Below are 16,498 nucleotides of genomic sequence, written 5' to 3'. Positions count from 1 at the left end.
TAAAGAAAGTGAAGATGCTAAAACCAAGGTAGATCCACGTTTACTGCAGGCTTACGAAAAAATCCGTAAGAACTACCGTAACGGTCTGGCTGTGGTAACAGTAGAGCGTGATTCCTGTGGTGGTTGCTTCAATGCTATTCCGCCTCAGCGTCAGGCAGAAATCCGTCAGCACAAGAAGATCATCGTTTGCGAGCATTGTGGCCGTATCCTGGTAGATAATGACCTGGAAGCAACCGTGACGATCTAATCAAACGAAGTCAGATATAAGAATTTTAAAGGGCATCTTAGGATGCCCTTTTTTCGTTTGGGTATACGTGTAAAAAAATATACTAATTTATTTAGTTTTGTTTTACTAATTATATTAGCTTTGTGTCCGGTGCCTTTACGCAGGTACCTTGCGTAGTAGTTCTTTTATTTTGTGGCAGGGAATTGGATGGGGCAATGCAACTTTAAAAAATGTGAATTGTTATTTGGGATTTGGAAGATGATATGTGAGATTTGGCCTTTAATTTCTGGAATTTTTCCCCGTATGCGTATTATTTTTTCATTGTTGCTTTGTTTGAGTGTAGGGTTGAACGTTAGTGCCAGGCAGAAAGTATTTGATTTCAATACCCGTTGTGAGCAGGCATATGATGCCATTATGCAATTGCGTCTTACTACGGGCAGGGCTTTGCTGGAAGCAGAGAAGAAAGAGCATCCGGATAACCTGGCGCCTTATTTTCTGGATAACTATGCAGATTTTTTTCCGCTCTTCTTTAATGAAGATCCGGCAGAATATTCCCGGAAAAGAAGTTTGCGTTCTTTCCGGCTGGATAAGATGGCGGAAGGTTCAGAGGACTCTCCTTATTACCTGTATACGCAGGCAGCTATCAAGTTTCAGTGGGCGCTGATCAAGATAAAGTTTGATGAGAAATGGGACGCCACCTGGGAAATCCGGAAAGCGTACATGATGCTGAAAGAGAACCAACAGCGTTTTCCCAACTTTGTACCCAACAACCTTTTATTGGGTGCTATGCAAACAGTGTTTGGTACGATCCCGGAAGGTTATAAATGGATCACCAATATCCTGGGGTTGAAAGGGAGCATAAAAGATGGGATGGGCAATGTGAATAAGTTCATTGAGAGCAATGCCCCCGAAGCAAAAATGTTCAGGGAAGAGTCTTATTACTACTATTGTTACCTGATGCTTTTTATTGTGAACAAACCGGAAGATACCTGGGAGTTTTTGCAACGGAAGCAGCTGGATACTAAAAATAATTACCTGTTTGCCCTGATGGTGGCTAACCTGTCATTGAATAACCAGAAGGCGGCAATAGGCTTAAAGGTCTTACAGGAGCGGAACGACACCGCAGAATATGCGGATATCCAGTATTACAATTATGTAATGGGGTTATTAAAACTAACAAGACTGGATACAGATGCACACATCTACCTGGAGCGGTTTGTCAATAATTTCAAGGGTAAATTTTATGTGAAGGAGTGTTTACAGCGATTGAGCTGGTATTATTACCTGGAAGGAGATCAGGCATCAGCAGATAAGTACCGGGCCATGATTATGACGAAAGGTGGATTGGAAACGGATGCAGACAAACAGGCGCTGAAAGAGGCGAAAGCCGGTAAATGGCCTAATCCTTTTTTACTGCGGGTACGGTTGCTGAGCGATGGCGGATATTTCCCGAAGGCGCTGAGTATGCTGCTCACCAGGAAAGCAGCCGATTTCCCGGCCATGGAAGATAAACTGGAATATGCTTACCGTTTAGGGCGTATTTACGATGAAAGCGGACAAGATGACCAGGCGATTGCCATGTATGATGTAACCGTTAAAGTGGGCAGCAACCGGCCGGAATATTATGCGGCGAGGGCTTCGCTTCAAATGGGTTACATTTACGAAAAGAGAAACGAAAAAGCCAAAGCTCTGGAATGTTATCAGCGTTGTCTGAGCATGAAAGGGCATGATTATAAGAATTCCCTTGACCAGCGTGCCAAAGCAGGCATTCAGCGGGTAAATGGAACCTAAGCTTTCAACATCATAAAGGAATTTCCTTACTTATGTTACAGCGATTAACGATCAAGAATTACGCAATTATCGATCACCTGGAAGTTGACTTTTCAGGGAACCTGAATGTGATCACCGGAGAAACCGGTGCAGGTAAATCTATACTATTAGGCGCCATTTCCCTGATCCTGGGAGAAAGGGCCGACCCGGGCGTATTATTCGATAAAACAGGTAAATGTATTATCGAAGGATTTTTTAAAGTAAAAAAATCCCAGGTAGCTGCCTTTTTTCAGCAACATGAACTGGACCTGGAAGATCAGCTCATTATCCGGAGAGAAGTGAGTGCTACCGGTAAATCAAGGGCTTTTGTAAATGATACCCCCGTCAATAATTCCCAGTTAACGGAGTTAAGCGGCTACCTGGTAGACCTGCATCAGCAGTTCGATACACTGGCACTGGGCAATGCAGATTTTCAACGGGAAGTGATTGATGCCCTGGTGAATAAACCGGCAGCACTGCAGCAATACCATCAGGTATTTGTACAGTATGTGCAGGTACAAAAAAAATATAAACAACTCTTCGATAACCGGGATAGCGCCAACAAGGAACTGGATTATAACCGTTTCCTGCTGGATGAGCTATCTGAAGCGGGTTTCAGCCCACAGGAAATAGAAGACCTGGAAATAGAATTGCAAACCTTGAGTCATGCGGAAGAAATCAAGAACACGCTGAACCGTGTTTACTTTCAGCTGAAAGAAGATGAGCAGCCTATTTTGCAGCAATTAAAACAACTACAATCCTCCCTGCAAGCACTCGCAGGCTTTCATAAAGAGATGCCGGCGGTATCAGAACGTTTATTATCCACCTACCTGGAACTGCAGGATATTGCAGGAGAAGTAGAGAGTATTAATGACCAGGTACAGTATGATGCGCAACGGATAGAAGTAGTGAACGAGCGGATGGCATTGGGTTATCGCCTGTTCAAGAAACATGGGGTACACACTACCGATGAATTGCTGGCCATCAAAGATGCGTTGGCGATTAAAGTAGAGGATGTACTGAACCTGGACGAGCAACTGGCTACCCTGGAACTGGAGCAGGCACGCCTGAAAGAAAGTCTGCAACAAAGCGCCGCTGTTATTACGGCACAAAGACAGGAACAATCCGTTCCTTTCGAAAAGCATGTTAATACATTGCTGGCGCAGGTAGGCATGCCTAATGCCCGCCTGAAAGTAGATATTGTCGTAGGGGAACTGAATCCTTACGGACAAGATACCATTGAATTTTTATTTGACGCCAACAAGAGCAACCAGTTTGCACCGGTAGGCAAAGTAGCTTCCGGGGGAGAACTGAGTCGTTTGATGCTTTGTATCAAATCGTTGGTGGCACAGTCGGTAGCCTTACCTACCATGATCTTCGATGAAATCGATACCGGTATTTCCGGAGAAGCAGCCCGGCAGGTAGGTGTGATCCTGAAGGACCTGGCGAAATCTCACCAGATCATCTGTATCACGCATCAGCCACAAATAGCCGGTAAAGCAGATGCGCATTACTTTGTATATAAAGATGCTAAAGCAGATAAAGTAACCACCAGCGTACGTTTACTGTCGGAAGAAGAGCGGGTGAATAAGATTGCACAGATGCTGAGTGGGGAAAGACCTACTGCGGCTGCACTGGAAAACGCCAGGGAAATGCTGACGGGAGCTGTAAGTATATAGCTTTTAGCAGTTAGCTTTTAGCTGTTAGATTATATAGGATGGAATAAGACAATATGGGAAATCGGATGATACGCCTTTAATATTCCTACTCTTTTATCAATATCATAAAGCAGTAGCCAATATTAAGGAGTAGCCCGCAGATATTCAGCTGTTAGCCTTCAGTGATAAGCCATTCGTCTGTGATAAACAGGCCAAAAGCTCCTCGCTGAGAGCTAACAGCTTTTTTTTTCAACTATAACGACTATTTTTGCCGAAATTAATTTTGACCAAATGGCTCATAACTTATTAAAAGGGAAGAAAGGTATCATCTTCGGCGCACTGGACGAAAAGTCTATTGCATGGAGAACTGCACTGCGTTGTGTGGAAGAAGGCGCTGAAATTGTGCTTACCAACGCCCCTATTGCCCTGCGTATGGGTGAGATCAACAAACTGGCGGAAACCTGTAAAGCACCTGTAATTCCGGCGGATGTAACCAATATGGATGATCTGGCCAACCTGTTCAACAAATCTATGGAGCACTTTGGTGGTAAGATCGACTTCGTTCTCCACTCCGTAGCAATGGGTATGAATATTCGTAAAGGCAGAAGCTATACTGATCTGGATTACGATTTTAATCACAAAACATTTGATATCTCTGCGATGTCATTGCACCGCGTACTGCAAACAGCTTACAAACTGGATGCTTTGAACGAATGGGCATCGGTAATTGCATTGTCTTATATCGCGTCACAGCGGGTATTCCCTGACTACGGCGAAATGGCGGATGCTAAAGCCCTGCTGGAATCAATTGCGCGCAGCTTTGGTTACCACTATGGTACCGCTAAAAAAGTACGTGTTAATACCATTTCCCAGTCTCCTGTTAAAACAACTGCAGGTGGTGGCGTAAAAGGCTTCGACGGCTTTATGACCTATGCAGATGCAATGAGTCCGCTGGGTAATGCTACTTCAGACGAATGTGCTAACTACGCAGTGGCGATGTTCTCTGACCTTACCAAAATGGTTACTATGCAGAACCTGTTCCATGATGGTGGATTCTCCTTCACAGGGGTGTCTAAGCCAGTGATTGATCAGATGGAGAAATAGGCAAAAAACGGAAAATATACAACAAAAAGCTATTGTAGCGAATGAACAGCGCGACTATTAAAAATCGCCTGGGTATTCGCTACAATAGCTTTTTGCTTTATATTTTCCGGCGTCTGTACCCAAAAAAAGCCACTCCCATAGTGGAAGCGGCTTTGAAATATTTTCTCGTAGCAGGAACGGGAGCGTGCGGTCAGCGACGCTGGCTAATATTCATCTTCATTAAAGAAGAAGTCGTCCTGCGACGGATAATCAGACCAGATATCTTCAATCCCCTCATAAATTTCTCCCTCATCCTCCAGCTCCTGAAGGTTTTCGATTACTTCGATCGGTGCACCGGAACGAATGGCGTAGTCGATAAGTTCGTCTTTAGTAGCTGGCCATGGAGCGTCCTCCAGGTATGAAGCTAATTCTAATGTCCAGTACATCTTATTAAAATTTTTACTTTTTAATTTTTCGCAAAAGTATTATTTAATTTGAAATAAACAACTTTTACTATTTTATCGGTTAATTACTTTTCTTTGGGTTATGCTAACCGCCCGCAATGTTACCAAAAATTATTCCAATTTACCCATATTAAAAGGGGTAGACATTACTGTCAGTAAGGGAGAGATTGTGACCATCGTTGGATCTTCCGGAGCCGGCAAGAGTACCTTGCTGCATATCCTGGGAACACTGGACACGCCCACTGCTGGCGAAGTATGGCTTAATAATGTCAATCTGACGGGTTTAAAGGGGAATGCCCTGGCCGATTTCAGGAACCGTCATATTGGCTTTATTTTCCAGTTTCACCACCTGTTGCCGGAATTCACTGCACTCGAAAATGTTTGTATCCCCGGCTATATCGCCGGCACACGGAAAGCACAGGTCAAAGATAAAGCGGTCTTCCTGCTGGAAACACTCGGATTAAAAGACAGGCTCGAACATAAACCCAACGCCCTTTCCGGAGGAGAACAACAAAGAGTGGCCGTAGCACGGGCCCTCATCAATGATCCGGATGTAGTCATGGCAGATGAACCAACGGGTAACCTCGATTCCCGGAACGCCCGTGAACTGCATAACCTCTTCCTGGAACTTCGCGACAAACTACAGCAAACCTTCATCATAGTTACGCACAATGAAGAACTGGCGCCCATGAGCGACCGGCAGCTGGTAATGCGGGATGGAAAGATTATTTAAAGAGGATGTTGCAATACCTGTGGGTGATAAACTTAGTAACCGTAGATACTGATCCCCGCTTTAAACGTATTACAATGCGCATTCACAATATCCCGGATATGTGTGGAATAACCGCCTCCCATGGCTACGGCACAGGGGAGCTGGCGCTTTTTTAGCTCCCGGAAAACCATTTCATCCCGCTCCAGGCAGCCTTGCTGCGTTACTTTCAGTTTCCCGAATTTGTCGGTAGACAAAATATCTACCCCTGACAGGTAAAAAACAATATCAGGTTTTGCGCGGTCTATCAGCACCGGTAGCGCGTTTTCCAGCAATCGCAGGTAAGTAGCTGTATCCATTCCATCGGCCAGTGGAATGTCCCAGTCAGATACTTCTTTATGAAAAGGGTAATTATGCGCTCCATGCATGCTAAACGTGTATACATCGGCGTTATTGGCAAAGAGTGCTGCGGTACCATTGCCCTGGTGCACGTCCAGGTCTATGATGAGCGCCTTTTTGATCAGTTGCTGATGTAACAGGTAGTTGGCCGCTACGGCAAAGTCGTTTAATAAACAAAAGCCTTCCCCATGATCTGCAAAGGCGTGGTGCGTGCCACCGGCCACATTAAAGCCAATGCCATGTTCAAGGGCATGTAAAGCAATGTCTATAGTGCCCTGTGCAATCACGATCTCTCTCATAGTGAGAGAAGGGGATTGGGGAAACCCGATTTTCCGCTGTTCTCTGGGAGAAAGGGTTTGTTCTGTTAGCTTTTGCCAGTAGGAAGCGGTATGCGTAAGCAGAATAGTGGCTGCCGCGGCTGGCGCCGGCATAAATAGCTGTCCGGATGTGATAACGCCTTCGCGTAACAGCTGGGCCGGTATCAGTTCGTATTTGAGCATCGGGAAGCGGTGATCTTCCGGTAAAGGATGCGTGTATATATCGTGATAAGCAATCTTCATAAAAAAATAGTCGTGGCTGGCTGCTGTGCAAAATCCGGACAGGGAACATTGCAACAGATATCGGCTGCCCTTTTTACCGGGATAATCCCGTGCTATCATCTCCGTGAAAAAATCCCCGGGCATCGTTGCGGAATCCTGCATTACCATCTCCCTACAATATTTCCCAATCCCCAACATTCATCTCCCCAATTATCACTGTGCCCGGATAATCGATTTTCCGGCGATTACAAACACCGGATCCGCTGCTGCGGGGTCAAGGTTGGCCGAGCCGGTAAAGTGCCCAAAAGCGGGTAAAATGCCGCAATGCGGGCCAAAATAAAAGCAGGGTAAACGCAACCGCTGCTTCCCGGCGCCATGCATCACAAATGCCGGGTGTAAATGACCGGAAAAAGTATACTGATAGCCATTGTTATCTTCACAAGGCTCGTGGATAAAATGAATATTACGGAGGGTAAGGGTTTCGTGTACCCGGATCTGCAATTGATCGTATACCGTTTCCGGCATAATATCGTGATTGCCTTTTACCAGATCCACGGTGATATGGGAAAATTGCTGGCGCCAGATCCTGAAATATTGCACTTCATTGTTTTCACTGCTATGGAACATATCTCCCACAATAATGATCCGTGAAGGAAGATAGTGGGTAATCAGCTGTTGCAAGCGAAAAAGATCTTCCTGTACAATGCCCGCGGGAACTGCAATACCGGCTTTGCGAAAATGAGCCGCCTTTCCCAGGTGCAGATCTGAAAGGATCAGCGCTTTTTCTTCTTCCCAAAAAATTGCCCGCTGGGGCAATAAGTGCCAATGCTGTTGCTGAAAGTGAAATATTTCCCCGACCACTGAAGCTACTGTTTTTAAATGCCCTGCAAATTATTGAATTCTTAACCGTTCGTGATCAATTTTTTGATACGGTCTTCCAGTTTTTCGCTGGTCATGGTATCACGCAGGCTATCCACCTTAATAGGGAAGCAGAAAGGTGTTAACCGCTGGGGAAAGGTGATGATGATTTTGCTGACGGCGATACGCTCCAGCGTTTCTCGCAGACGGGCTTCCTCCATCTGGTAAAAGAAGGCTTCGTTGAAAGCCTGTTTCAGCAGAAGGTTCTGTGGATCATAATCGCCAAACACGTTAAACAGCAAAGAGGCAGATGATTGCAGGTGCCGGTTAGCTTTGTGTTTTCCGGGATAACCCTGGAATATAAGGCCGGCGATGACGGCGATGTCGCGGAACTTGCGCCGGGCCATTTCCGTGGCATTAACGCTGGTTTGTAATTCTGTGAGCAGGTTATCGGTAGAGAAAAGCTGTTTTGCATTGGCATGGGTAAGCGGAATAGGCTGGTCAGAAAGCAGCTCAAAACCATAGTCGTTCATGGCAATGGAGAATGTAATGGGCTGTATACGGCTGATCCGGTAGGCCAGCAAGGCCGCCATCACTTCATGTACCAGCCGTCCTTCAAAGGGATATACGAAGAGATGATATCCGTCCTGGGTCTGTATTTGCTCAATCAGTAATTCGTTGGCTTTGGGAATATGTGATAGTTCTTCCTGCAGGTTGAACAACGGTTGTAAAGCCAGTAGCTCCGGATCTTTGGTGTTGCGTGACAGTGCTTCATTGAATTTTTCCCGCAGCATGCGGCCCAGGTTAGACGAGAGCGGAATACGCCCGCCCTGATAGCTGGGCACAATAGATTTTTTTGAATTTGACTTGCGTACCAGCACCGTCATATCTTTTATCAGCACGTATTCCAGGTTGCGGCCTGCCAATGTAAAGGAATCGCCTACCTGCAGACGGGAAATGAATCCTTCTTCAATCACACCGACGTAGCCGCCGGTCATAAACTTTACTTTCAGCATGGCATCGCTCACAATGGTACCAATGTGTAACCGGTGGCGCATGGCCATCATACGGCTACGGCAGATATAAAAATCGCCTTCGCGTTCTATTTTTTTGAATTCATCATAACTGGCCAAAGCATCGCCGCCGGTAGTGAGGAAGGCGAGCAGCCATTGCCAGTCATCTTCCGTAATATGTTGATAACAGAAAGTATGTCGTACTTCCTCCCAGATGTCAGCAGCATAAAATCCTTCGGATACCGCCAATGTCATCAGGTATTGCAGCAGTACATCGTACGCCAGTATAACCGGCATTTTACTTTCAATAAGATCCTGCTCCATAGCAGCTTTCAGCGCCGCTGCTTCTACCAGTTCCAGCGCATGGGTGGGCAGGAAAAATATTTTGCTCACGGCGCCAGGCTGATGTCCGCTACGGCCGGCCCTTTGCAGGAACCGGGCCACTCCCTTGGGACTGCCTACCTGTATAACACTGTCTACCGGCCGGAAATCCACGCCCAGATCGAGGCTGGCCGTACATACCACCGCCTTCAGGATACCGTTGTGCAGGGCTTCTTCCACCCAGATGCGCAACTCCATGTCTATAGAGCCGTGGTGTAATGCCAGCGCGCCCGCCAACATAGGATCTTCCACTAATAACGACTGGTACCACCGCTCCGATTGGGAACGGGTATTGGTAAATATAAGCGTGGTTTGACTTTCGTGAATAATGGGTAGTGCCTGCGGCAACATTTTGAGCCCGAGATGACCTGCCCACGGATAGTTTTCTATTTCTTGGGGAATCACGCTTTTGAGGGCAATTTTCTTTTTTAGTTTAGCACGTATAATGATGCCATCGTTGTGCCAGCCTCCCAGTAATACTTCCAGGGCTTCCTCCAGGTTACCGATGGTAGCCGAGATACCCCATATTTTCAATTGATCCCCGCGCAGCCCTTTCAGCCGGCTAAGGGCCAGTTCCACCATCACACCGCGTTTGCTGCCCATTAGTTCATGCCACTCATCTACCACCACCGTATGCAGGTGGGAGAATACTTTGGGGTATTCTTTCTGACCCAGCAGCAGGTGTAAGCTTTCGGGGGTAATGATGAGTACTTCGGGCATTTGTTTCTTTTGCGCAGCCCGGAGAGCAACGGAAGTATCGCCGCTACGAATGCCTACCTGCCAGGGCACGTTCAGTTCCTGCAAGGCTGTTTCCATGGCCCGGCCCAGGTCTTTCGCCAGGGCGCGCAGGGGCGTTACCCATAGCAGCTGTAAACCGTTTTTTGTTTTGTGGGTATAGTCTTTCGGATGGGCATCTATCCAGGCGATGATGGTGCCGAGGAACAGGGAAAAGGTTTTTCCGAATCCGGTGGGCGCATTTACAATGCCGGATTTGCCCTGCAGATAAGCCTTCCAGGCATCTTCCTGAAATTTAAAGGGCTTCAGTTCTTTGTCGCCCAACCATTTGTTGATCACCTTCCATCCACCCGAACGTTGTTGCATAGGAATGAAATTAGTATAAAATGATAAATCGCGAAACGCTTATTTTTGCAGCATGCTCGCAAAATTTTTCAAGCTCTCCGAACATAACACGACGGTTAAGAAAGAAGTACTGGCAGGGTTAACTACCTTTTCCACGATGGCATATATACTGGCCGTGAATCCCAGCATCCTTTCCCGCACGGGGATGGATTTTAATGCACTGATTACGGCCACTGCACTGGCCGCTGCTATTGGTACCCTTGTGATGGCGCTGTATGCCAAACTGCCTATAGGCGTGGCGCCGGGCATGGGGCTGAATGCTTTTTTCGCTTATACCATCGTGTCGTCTATGGGATATACCTGGCAGTTTGCGCTGACGGCCGTTTTCCTGGAGGGGATCATTTTTATTTTTCTTTCGATGTTCAGGATCCGGGAGGCGATCATCAACAGCATTCCCGAAAACCTGAAACATGCTATTTCCGTGGGGATAGGCTTGCTGATTGCCCTGATCGGGATGGCCAACGCAGGCATTATAGAAACGGGTATGCATCATGTAGGAGAAGGTAAGCTGGACGGTGTGATTCTGAAGATGGGTGATATCACCAGCATAGGTCCGTTGATTGCGTTGATAGGATTGATTGTGAGCGCAGTGCTGATGTATAGAAATATAAATGCTGCCTTGCTGATTGGTATTCTGGCGGCCACGGTGATTGGTATTCCTCTGGGTATCACCCATCTTCCTGCCAATGGGCATCTGGTAAGTTTACCGCCCTCGCTGGCGCCGGTGGCTTTTAAGCTGCAATTTGATAAAATATTTACGCTGGATATGGTGATGATCCTGTTTACGCTGCTGATGGTGAATCTTTTTGATACCGTAGGTACACTGATCGGGTTATGTAACAAAGCAGGATTGCTGGATGAAAATGGTCGGTTACCCCGCGCCAAGCAGGCATTGATGGCCGATGCAGTGGGTACTACGGCCGCCGGATTATTAGGCACCAGTGTGGTAACTGCTTATGTAGAAAGCGCCAGCGGTATTGCGGCCGGTGGTAAAACCGGTTTGACTTCTTTTACCGTTGCTATCATGTTTTTGTTGTCGCTGTTTTTTGCGCCTGTTTTTGCCATGATCCCACAGGCGGCTACAGCACCTGCTTTGATTATTGTAGGCATGTTGATGATGGGCGCCGTTACAAAAATTGATTTTAATGATGTAACAGAAGCCATTCCAGCTTTTCTGGCCATTGTGATGATGCCTTATAGTTACAGTATTGCAGAGGGCATTGTATTTGGTATGTTATCTTATGTGTTACTGAAGGTATTAACCGGACAGTATAAAAGCATCAGCCCTGTGATGTACGTGCTGGCGGTATTATTTATCATCACTTTTCTGGTGAAATAATTATTCCTTCAGGGTAACCGTATCATCATTTACGCTCAGGGTATGCATCATACCGCATTTGAGGGCGTAATTGTTTTTCTGATGCCCTACCGGGAAATTGAAACAAACCGGGAAATTGAAACGCTGCACTTTTTCGAGTACCATGTCATAAATCGTTCTGCCAAATTCTTCGCCGGGATCGTCCGGTTTGATCCGGTTAAATCCGCCGATGATCAGGCCGGCGAGATTATCCAGTTTATGGGAGCGTTGTAATGTACCCAACATACGGTCAAGGCTATACGGATATTCGCCTACTTCTTCCAGGAATAATATTTTACCATTGGTATCTATTTCAGAGTTGGTGGCCGACATACTTTGAATGATGGACAGGTTGCCGCCGGTGAGTATGCCCCGGGCTTTCCCTTTGCGGTTAAGGGGATCCGGTGCGGTGCTATATTGCATTTTTTTACCGGTGAGTGCCTGGTAAATAGACATGATGGTGTCTTGTATAATGGGTTCTGCTTTCCCGAAATCGTCCGGGAAGCTATTGCACATTTTGGAATGCAGGGATGCAATACCAAAATGGCGGCTGATATGGCAATGCAGTACGGTGGCGTCGCTGAAGCCAATCACCCATTTAGGTTTGCGTTGAAACCGGGAAAACTCGAGCTGGTCAACGATGCGTGCGGTGCCATAACCGCCGCGGCCACACATGATGGCTTTAATATCTTCATCATTGAGCATGGCCTGCAGGTCTGCCAGTCTTTCTGCATCGGTACCGCCAAAACTAAAGTCGCGGTCCCCTACGGTTTTGCCTATACGAATATTAAATCCCCAGCTTTCCATAATACGGATAGCGGGTTGTATTTCTTCTCTTTTGATATATCCGGCAGGACAGGTAATGCCAATGATATCACCGGGTTTCAGATAAGGAGGGACCAGTGGTTCCTTCTTATCTGAAACGGCCGGTAATCCAATGCCTGCAAGTGTTTGCAGGGCCGGTAACCCGGCGCCGGCAGTAACAAGGGCAGACAGAAAATGTTTGCGGTTCATACGCTTAAAATAAGCATAATTTGGCAAATCAGGCGGTTGTTGTTATTTCGCGTATAGACCAGTGGGCAATGTATTGTTCATCTTTCAATTGTACAATATCTATAATGCGGAGGGTCGCTTTTTTGCCGGTAGGTTGTTGTCCCATGAAAGGCGCGCTGAAGGTGCCCGTAAAAGCTTTATGGGTAACTACTTTGTCATCTTCCGCTATCATATCAAAAATTTCCAGTTGAATATCCGGGAAAGCAGGACGCAGTAATTTGATAATAAAATCGCCGGTGGCGGCAGCGTCGTTATTACCAACAGGTCCGGTGTGGTTAATGAAATCAGGGGCCACTATTTCTTTAAATGCCTGCAGGTCGCCGTTAATAATAAATGCTTCGTTGAAACGCCTTACTACTGCTTTGTTTTTTTCTTGTACTGTTTGCATGCTATTGTTTTTTATAGCTACAAAATTACAGCAGGAATAGTAGTGGCTGATAACGCGAATAGCTCAGATAATAGCCTTTTTAGCTCTTTCGCTATTAGGAGTGGTACCGTAGGTTTGTTTGAAGATGCGGATAAAATGCGAGGTGCTTTCAAAGCCGCATTCCAGCGCTATTTCAGCCACCTGCTTGGGTGTGGTTTGCAACAGTGTTTGTGCGTAGGCTAATCTTTGTTCATTGATCCAGCGTTTGGGGGCAGCCTGGTATTGTTGTTGGAAATCACGTTTGAAAGAAGCCAGACTACGCCCCGATAGTTTAGCCAGTTCGGGCAATGTTAACGGCTGAAATAAATGTTGCTTTACCACAAATGCAATGTCTGATGGCTGTGCATACACAATCTGCTGCATAAATGCGAGGATGGACGATTGTTGCGGAGTGGCCAGCAGCAACAGGAATACCTCATATAGTTTTACGGATAACAAAGCGGCCAGCGTGGACGGGGTTTGTGTAAAGTAAGAAAGGTATTGTTCCCGGAAGGCGTCCAGCAGTGGGTTTAAAGGTAGTGTGAGGTGATCGCTTATGTTGGATTTTACCGGCGTAGTGTAATTGAATTTATGCAGAAATCTGCGCAGTTGTTCGTCTGAAAAATAAATTAACAGGCTTTCAAAATTAAGTCCATCTTCCACAAAATCAGACATCACATAAAACCCACGTTTCATCAGTAGCAGGGAGCCTGCTTCTACCTTCACGGTATGACGGTCGAAGTGTAGTAACTTATACCCCGACAATACAAAGATCATCACATTTTCATTCAGGAAAATGGTGCGTTTACTGGCCATGCTGCGTTGTTTCAGCATCGCATAATGTGTGTTGCCAACTTTAAGGATCTGCTGTCCGTCCTGATCTTTTGGGAATTTGAGTAACATAGTATCAAAATTAAAGTATTCCGTCAGTTAAAAAAAGAGCCCCTCTGGCGTTTAAGCAGAAGGGCTTTACAATCAATGGATGCGGCCGGATTATTTTTTTCTTTTGAAGGTGTAGTTCATACCAACCTGTAAATTGCTGGTATACAGACTTCCACCTTCTGATTTGTTACTTACGCCAAACATATATCTGGCGTTGATGCCCAGGCCGAATGGTAATTTGTAACCGATGCCGGCGCCGGCATTCAGACTTGTTTTTCTGAATCTTTCCCTGGTGCTTGTTTTGTATTTTTCAGTCTCCTCGTTTGCATAAAATAGTATGCCTGCTTCCGGACCCGCTTCCACGAATAGTTTAGGCGTGATATAGTATTTCACCATTACCGGAATGTTGAGATAGCCTTGTGTTTTTTTGTCGAAATAACGAACATTATCGTAATCATATTTAGAATAGCTGCCTGATTTTGCAAACAATAAATCAGCCTGAAAAGCCAGGTGTTTATTAAACTTCAGTTCCGCAAAACCACCACCATAAAATGCCGGATGATAGCGGTCAAAGAAGAGAATGTCATTAGATAGATTGAGACCACCTTTTATACCGTAGCTAACTTCTTGCGCATGGGTAGCCAGGGCTGCTGCCGTAAAGGGCAGCAGCAGCAATAGTGCTTTTTTCATTTGTTAGAGTTGTTGGATAATTAAGAGTTACAGTTTATGAATAGGTATTTTCGTAAGGCCTTACAAGCGTAAAATTATAGGCGTAAATGTTAAGGAAATCCTTACGCGTTTTTTTTCGCATCCTTTTAACTTTTATATATAATAAAATTATCTTGTGATAGTGGCAGCATTTTTGTCACCCTCATTCAAATTGTTATGATATGCGATACATGATAATAGGGTTGTTTGCGTTGCTGTTATCAAGGGTTGCTTACGCTCAAAATTCGGCATGGTCAATAGTTCCGGGAAAGTCTATTGGTCAGATAAAGCTGGAAGCTCCTGCACAAAGCCTGGCTGTATTGGGTAAGCCGGATGGGGGAGATGCTGCTATGATGAAAGCATGGCGTATCTGGTACAGTCGTAAAAAAGATAAGAGCATTGATTCTTCACATATGCTGGCAGTATTTACCGCTATGCGTACACAGGATACCCAATATGTAAAACAAATCCGTGTAAATTCCCCCCGATTCAGAACCGCAAAGGGAGTTGGTGCAGGCAGCACCATAGCTGCTATTAAAAAAGCTTATCCGGGTGTTCAGTTAGTACAAACTTATGAATCGGCCAACAAGGCAAGACGCATTGCGGTGTATGAGGATACTAAAACGGGTATTGCTTTTGAAACGTCTAATTCCCGCAGTAAAAAGCCTGTTTGTTCTATGGTGGTAGTATTTGATCCGGGAGAATCTGCGGCAGGATACCTTGATTTTCATATAGGCTTTGACGTGATGACTCCAGTAACGAAATAATTTTTTCGGGAGATCTTATTCACCACTTTTCTTCTTTTTTTTCTTTTCATAATACTGCTGCAGTTTTCGGTCCCGGTTTTGGCGATCGATTTCCTGGTAGTATTTGCGATCATGTTTATAGTGTTCGATCTTTTCCCGCTTGCGAATGCGATAACCAATGTTATACTGTAGCGCAATGCTGTTAATGCCATTTATGTCCGGGTTCATGTTGGCGAAATTAAACATGTAGGAAGCATGCAGGCTCCAGGAGGAGTTACCTATCGGGAAGTTAATTTTAGTGTCGCAAATCAGCCCATTGGCGTGAATAGTTGTCGTATCAACGCCAGGACCTGCATCAATCCTTCTGCTGGCAGCATGCCAGGCATACCCGGCGCCTATAGAATAGCCCATATATTTATACGCACGTGGCGTAGCGCCATTACCAAAAGTATAATTGATGGTGACGGGCAGATTAACCATATAGCCAAATTCGGGCAGGTTAATTAGTTTGGGTTGTATATTTTTTGTGCGGTAGTCATTGGTACCCGTAGGGCCTACACCAATACTGGAACCCACGGATAAACTTGATTTATCGGAGAATTCAAACAGGTTGATTCTTGGTTCAAAATTAAACAACATGGCAATGTGGTGTTCGGCACCAATACCGCCAACGCCTATGGCCAGCTGAAAAGAATTCTTTGTCTGGGCGGATGTGGTAACACACAAGGAATTTAACAATACAAAAAGGGGTAGGGATAAGTATTTCATGGATATATGACGGACAAAAGTGAGTTTAAGTTACCCGTAACGCATGTTATTTTCAGTATACTTATCCAGGCGGTATTCGCTTGATTATTTGGATCTGCCAATCTTCACTCCTATGTTATAATCAATACCGATCGTGGTCATGCCCGGGATGTCCGGATTGTATTGGTTGTTGTTGAACATATACGCCACCCGCACGCCAAAAGAATTGTTTTTCACTGGTAATCTTAATCCGGCGCTGAGTACAACACCTGATATATGAACCTGGTTGGTACTCACTTCTTCATCATCAATAAAATCCA

Annotated in this window: 17 protein-coding genes; 7 read left to right on the top strand and 10 right to left on the bottom strand. The window is 45.6% G+C overall.

The window, feature by feature from the left end; translation table 11 throughout:
* From VIP81_RS06350 to VIP81_RS06335, 4 genes are all read left to right on the top strand, one after another.
* Positions 1-247: zinc ribbon domain-containing protein (locus VIP81_RS06350; RefSeq protein WP_331957633.1), on the top strand; the 247-nt coding region annotated here is incomplete at its 5' end.
* A 282-nt stretch (positions 248-529) separates the two neighbouring features.
* Positions 530-2,017, top strand: coding sequence for a tetratricopeptide repeat protein (locus VIP81_RS06345; RefSeq protein WP_331957632.1), 1,488 nt, complete (start codon positions 530-532; stop codon positions 2,015-2,017).
* A gap of 32 nt (positions 2,018-2,049) precedes the next feature.
* Positions 2,050-3,714 (top strand): DNA repair protein RecN, encoded by a 1,665-nt coding sequence (gene recN, locus VIP81_RS06340; RefSeq protein WP_331957631.1) that lies wholly within the window; start codon positions 2,050-2,052, stop codon positions 3,712-3,714.
* A gap of 270 nt (positions 3,715-3,984) precedes the next feature.
* Positions 3,985-4,797 carry an enoyl-ACP reductase FabI gene (locus VIP81_RS06335; RefSeq protein ID WP_133806347.1) on the top strand — a complete coding sequence of 271 codons (813 nt, stop codon included), beginning with the start codon at positions 3,985-3,987 and terminating at the stop codon, positions 4,795-4,797.
* Positions 4,798-5,000: 203 nt separating this feature from the next.
* Here the strand turns inward: VIP81_RS06335 and VIP81_RS06330 are convergent, their stop codons facing one another.
* Complete coding sequence (locus VIP81_RS06330; RefSeq protein WP_012794455.1) at positions 5,001-5,222, bottom strand: DUF2795 domain-containing protein; 222 nt, start codon at positions 5,220-5,222, stop codon at positions 5,001-5,003.
* A 100-nt stretch (positions 5,223-5,322) separates the two neighbouring features.
* On the opposite strand from VIP81_RS06330, the gene VIP81_RS06325 reads away from it, so the two are divergent.
* Positions 5,323-5,973, top strand: a complete 651-nt coding sequence (locus VIP81_RS06325; protein ID WP_331957630.1) for an ABC transporter ATP-binding protein — start codon at positions 5,323-5,325, stop codon at positions 5,971-5,973.
* Positions 5,974-6,005: 32 nt separating this feature from the next.
* Here VIP81_RS06325 and VIP81_RS06320 read toward each other — a convergent pair whose 3' ends face one another.
* The 3 genes from VIP81_RS06320 to VIP81_RS06310 form a co-directional block, all read right to left on the bottom strand.
* Entirely contained in the window at positions 6,006-6,908 is a 903-nt protein-coding gene (locus tag VIP81_RS06320) for a histone deacetylase (protein WP_331957629.1), read from the bottom strand.
* 192 nt (positions 6,909-7,100) lie between these two features.
* On the bottom strand, positions 7,101-7,748 hold the full coding sequence (pdeM, locus tag VIP81_RS06315; RefSeq protein ID WP_331957628.1) for a ligase-associated DNA damage response endonuclease PdeM: 648 nt from the start codon (positions 7,746-7,748) through the stop codon (positions 7,101-7,103).
* Between the two features lie 41 nt (positions 7,749-7,789).
* Positions 7,790-10,240 carry a ligase-associated DNA damage response DEXH box helicase gene (locus tag VIP81_RS06310; RefSeq protein WP_331957627.1) on the bottom strand — a complete coding sequence of 817 codons (2,451 nt, stop codon included), beginning with the start codon at positions 10,238-10,240 and terminating at the stop codon, positions 7,790-7,792.
* Between the two features lie 52 nt (positions 10,241-10,292).
* Between VIP81_RS06310 and VIP81_RS06305 the strand changes: the two genes are divergently transcribed.
* Entirely contained in the window at positions 10,293-11,618 is a 1,326-nt protein-coding gene (locus VIP81_RS06305) for an NCS2 family permease (protein WP_331957626.1), read from the top strand.
* Here the strand turns inward: VIP81_RS06305 and VIP81_RS06300 are convergent, their stop codons facing one another.
* The 4 genes from VIP81_RS06300 to VIP81_RS06285 all read right to left on the bottom strand — a co-directional run bounded on the left by VIP81_RS06300 (position 11,619) and on the right by VIP81_RS06285 (position 14,667).
* The gene (locus VIP81_RS06300; protein WP_414649302.1) at positions 11,619-12,446 is read right to left on the bottom strand and encodes a S66 peptidase family protein; all 828 of its coding nucleotides are present in this window, start codon (positions 12,444-12,446) and stop codon (positions 11,619-11,621) included.
* Between the two features lie 232 nt (positions 12,447-12,678).
* Positions 12,679-13,077 (bottom strand): ester cyclase, encoded by a 399-nt coding sequence (locus VIP81_RS06295; RefSeq protein WP_331957624.1) that lies wholly within the window; start codon positions 13,075-13,077, stop codon positions 12,679-12,681.
* Between the two features lie 63 nt (positions 13,078-13,140).
* A complete protein-coding gene (locus VIP81_RS06290; RefSeq protein WP_331957623.1) occupies positions 13,141-13,998 on the bottom strand; it encodes an AraC family transcriptional regulator in 858 nt (285 codons plus the stop codon).
* A gap of 90 nt (positions 13,999-14,088) precedes the next feature.
* Positions 14,089-14,667, bottom strand: coding sequence for a porin family protein (locus VIP81_RS06285; RefSeq protein ID WP_331957622.1), 579 nt, complete (start codon positions 14,665-14,667; stop codon positions 14,089-14,091).
* Positions 14,668-14,867: 200 nt separating this feature from the next.
* Between VIP81_RS06285 and VIP81_RS06280 the strand changes: the two genes are divergently transcribed.
* Positions 14,868-15,452, top strand: a complete 585-nt coding sequence (locus tag VIP81_RS06280) for a hypothetical protein (RefSeq protein WP_331957621.1) — start codon at positions 14,868-14,870, stop codon at positions 15,450-15,452.
* 15 nt (positions 15,453-15,467) lie between these two features.
* On the opposite strand, the gene VIP81_RS06275 is transcribed toward VIP81_RS06280, so the two are convergent.
* Together VIP81_RS06275 and VIP81_RS06270 are read right to left on the bottom strand one after the other, a co-directional pair.
* Positions 15,468-16,157 carry a hypothetical protein gene (locus VIP81_RS06275; RefSeq protein ID WP_331957620.1) on the bottom strand — a complete coding sequence of 230 codons (690 nt, stop codon included), beginning with the start codon at positions 16,155-16,157 and terminating at the stop codon, positions 15,468-15,470.
* Between the two features lie 126 nt (positions 16,158-16,283).
* Positions 16,284-16,498: hypothetical protein (locus tag VIP81_RS06270; RefSeq protein ID WP_331957619.1), on the bottom strand; the 215-nt coding region annotated here is incomplete at its 5' end.

The organism is Chitinophaga sp. (assembly GCF_036566945.1).
In the GTDB taxonomy this organism is placed as follows: domain Bacteria; phylum Bacteroidota; class Bacteroidia; order Chitinophagales; family Chitinophagaceae; genus Chitinophaga.
Note: the sequence above shows the minus strand (reverse complement) of the source record. Positions and strands in the feature narration are given on the sequence as shown.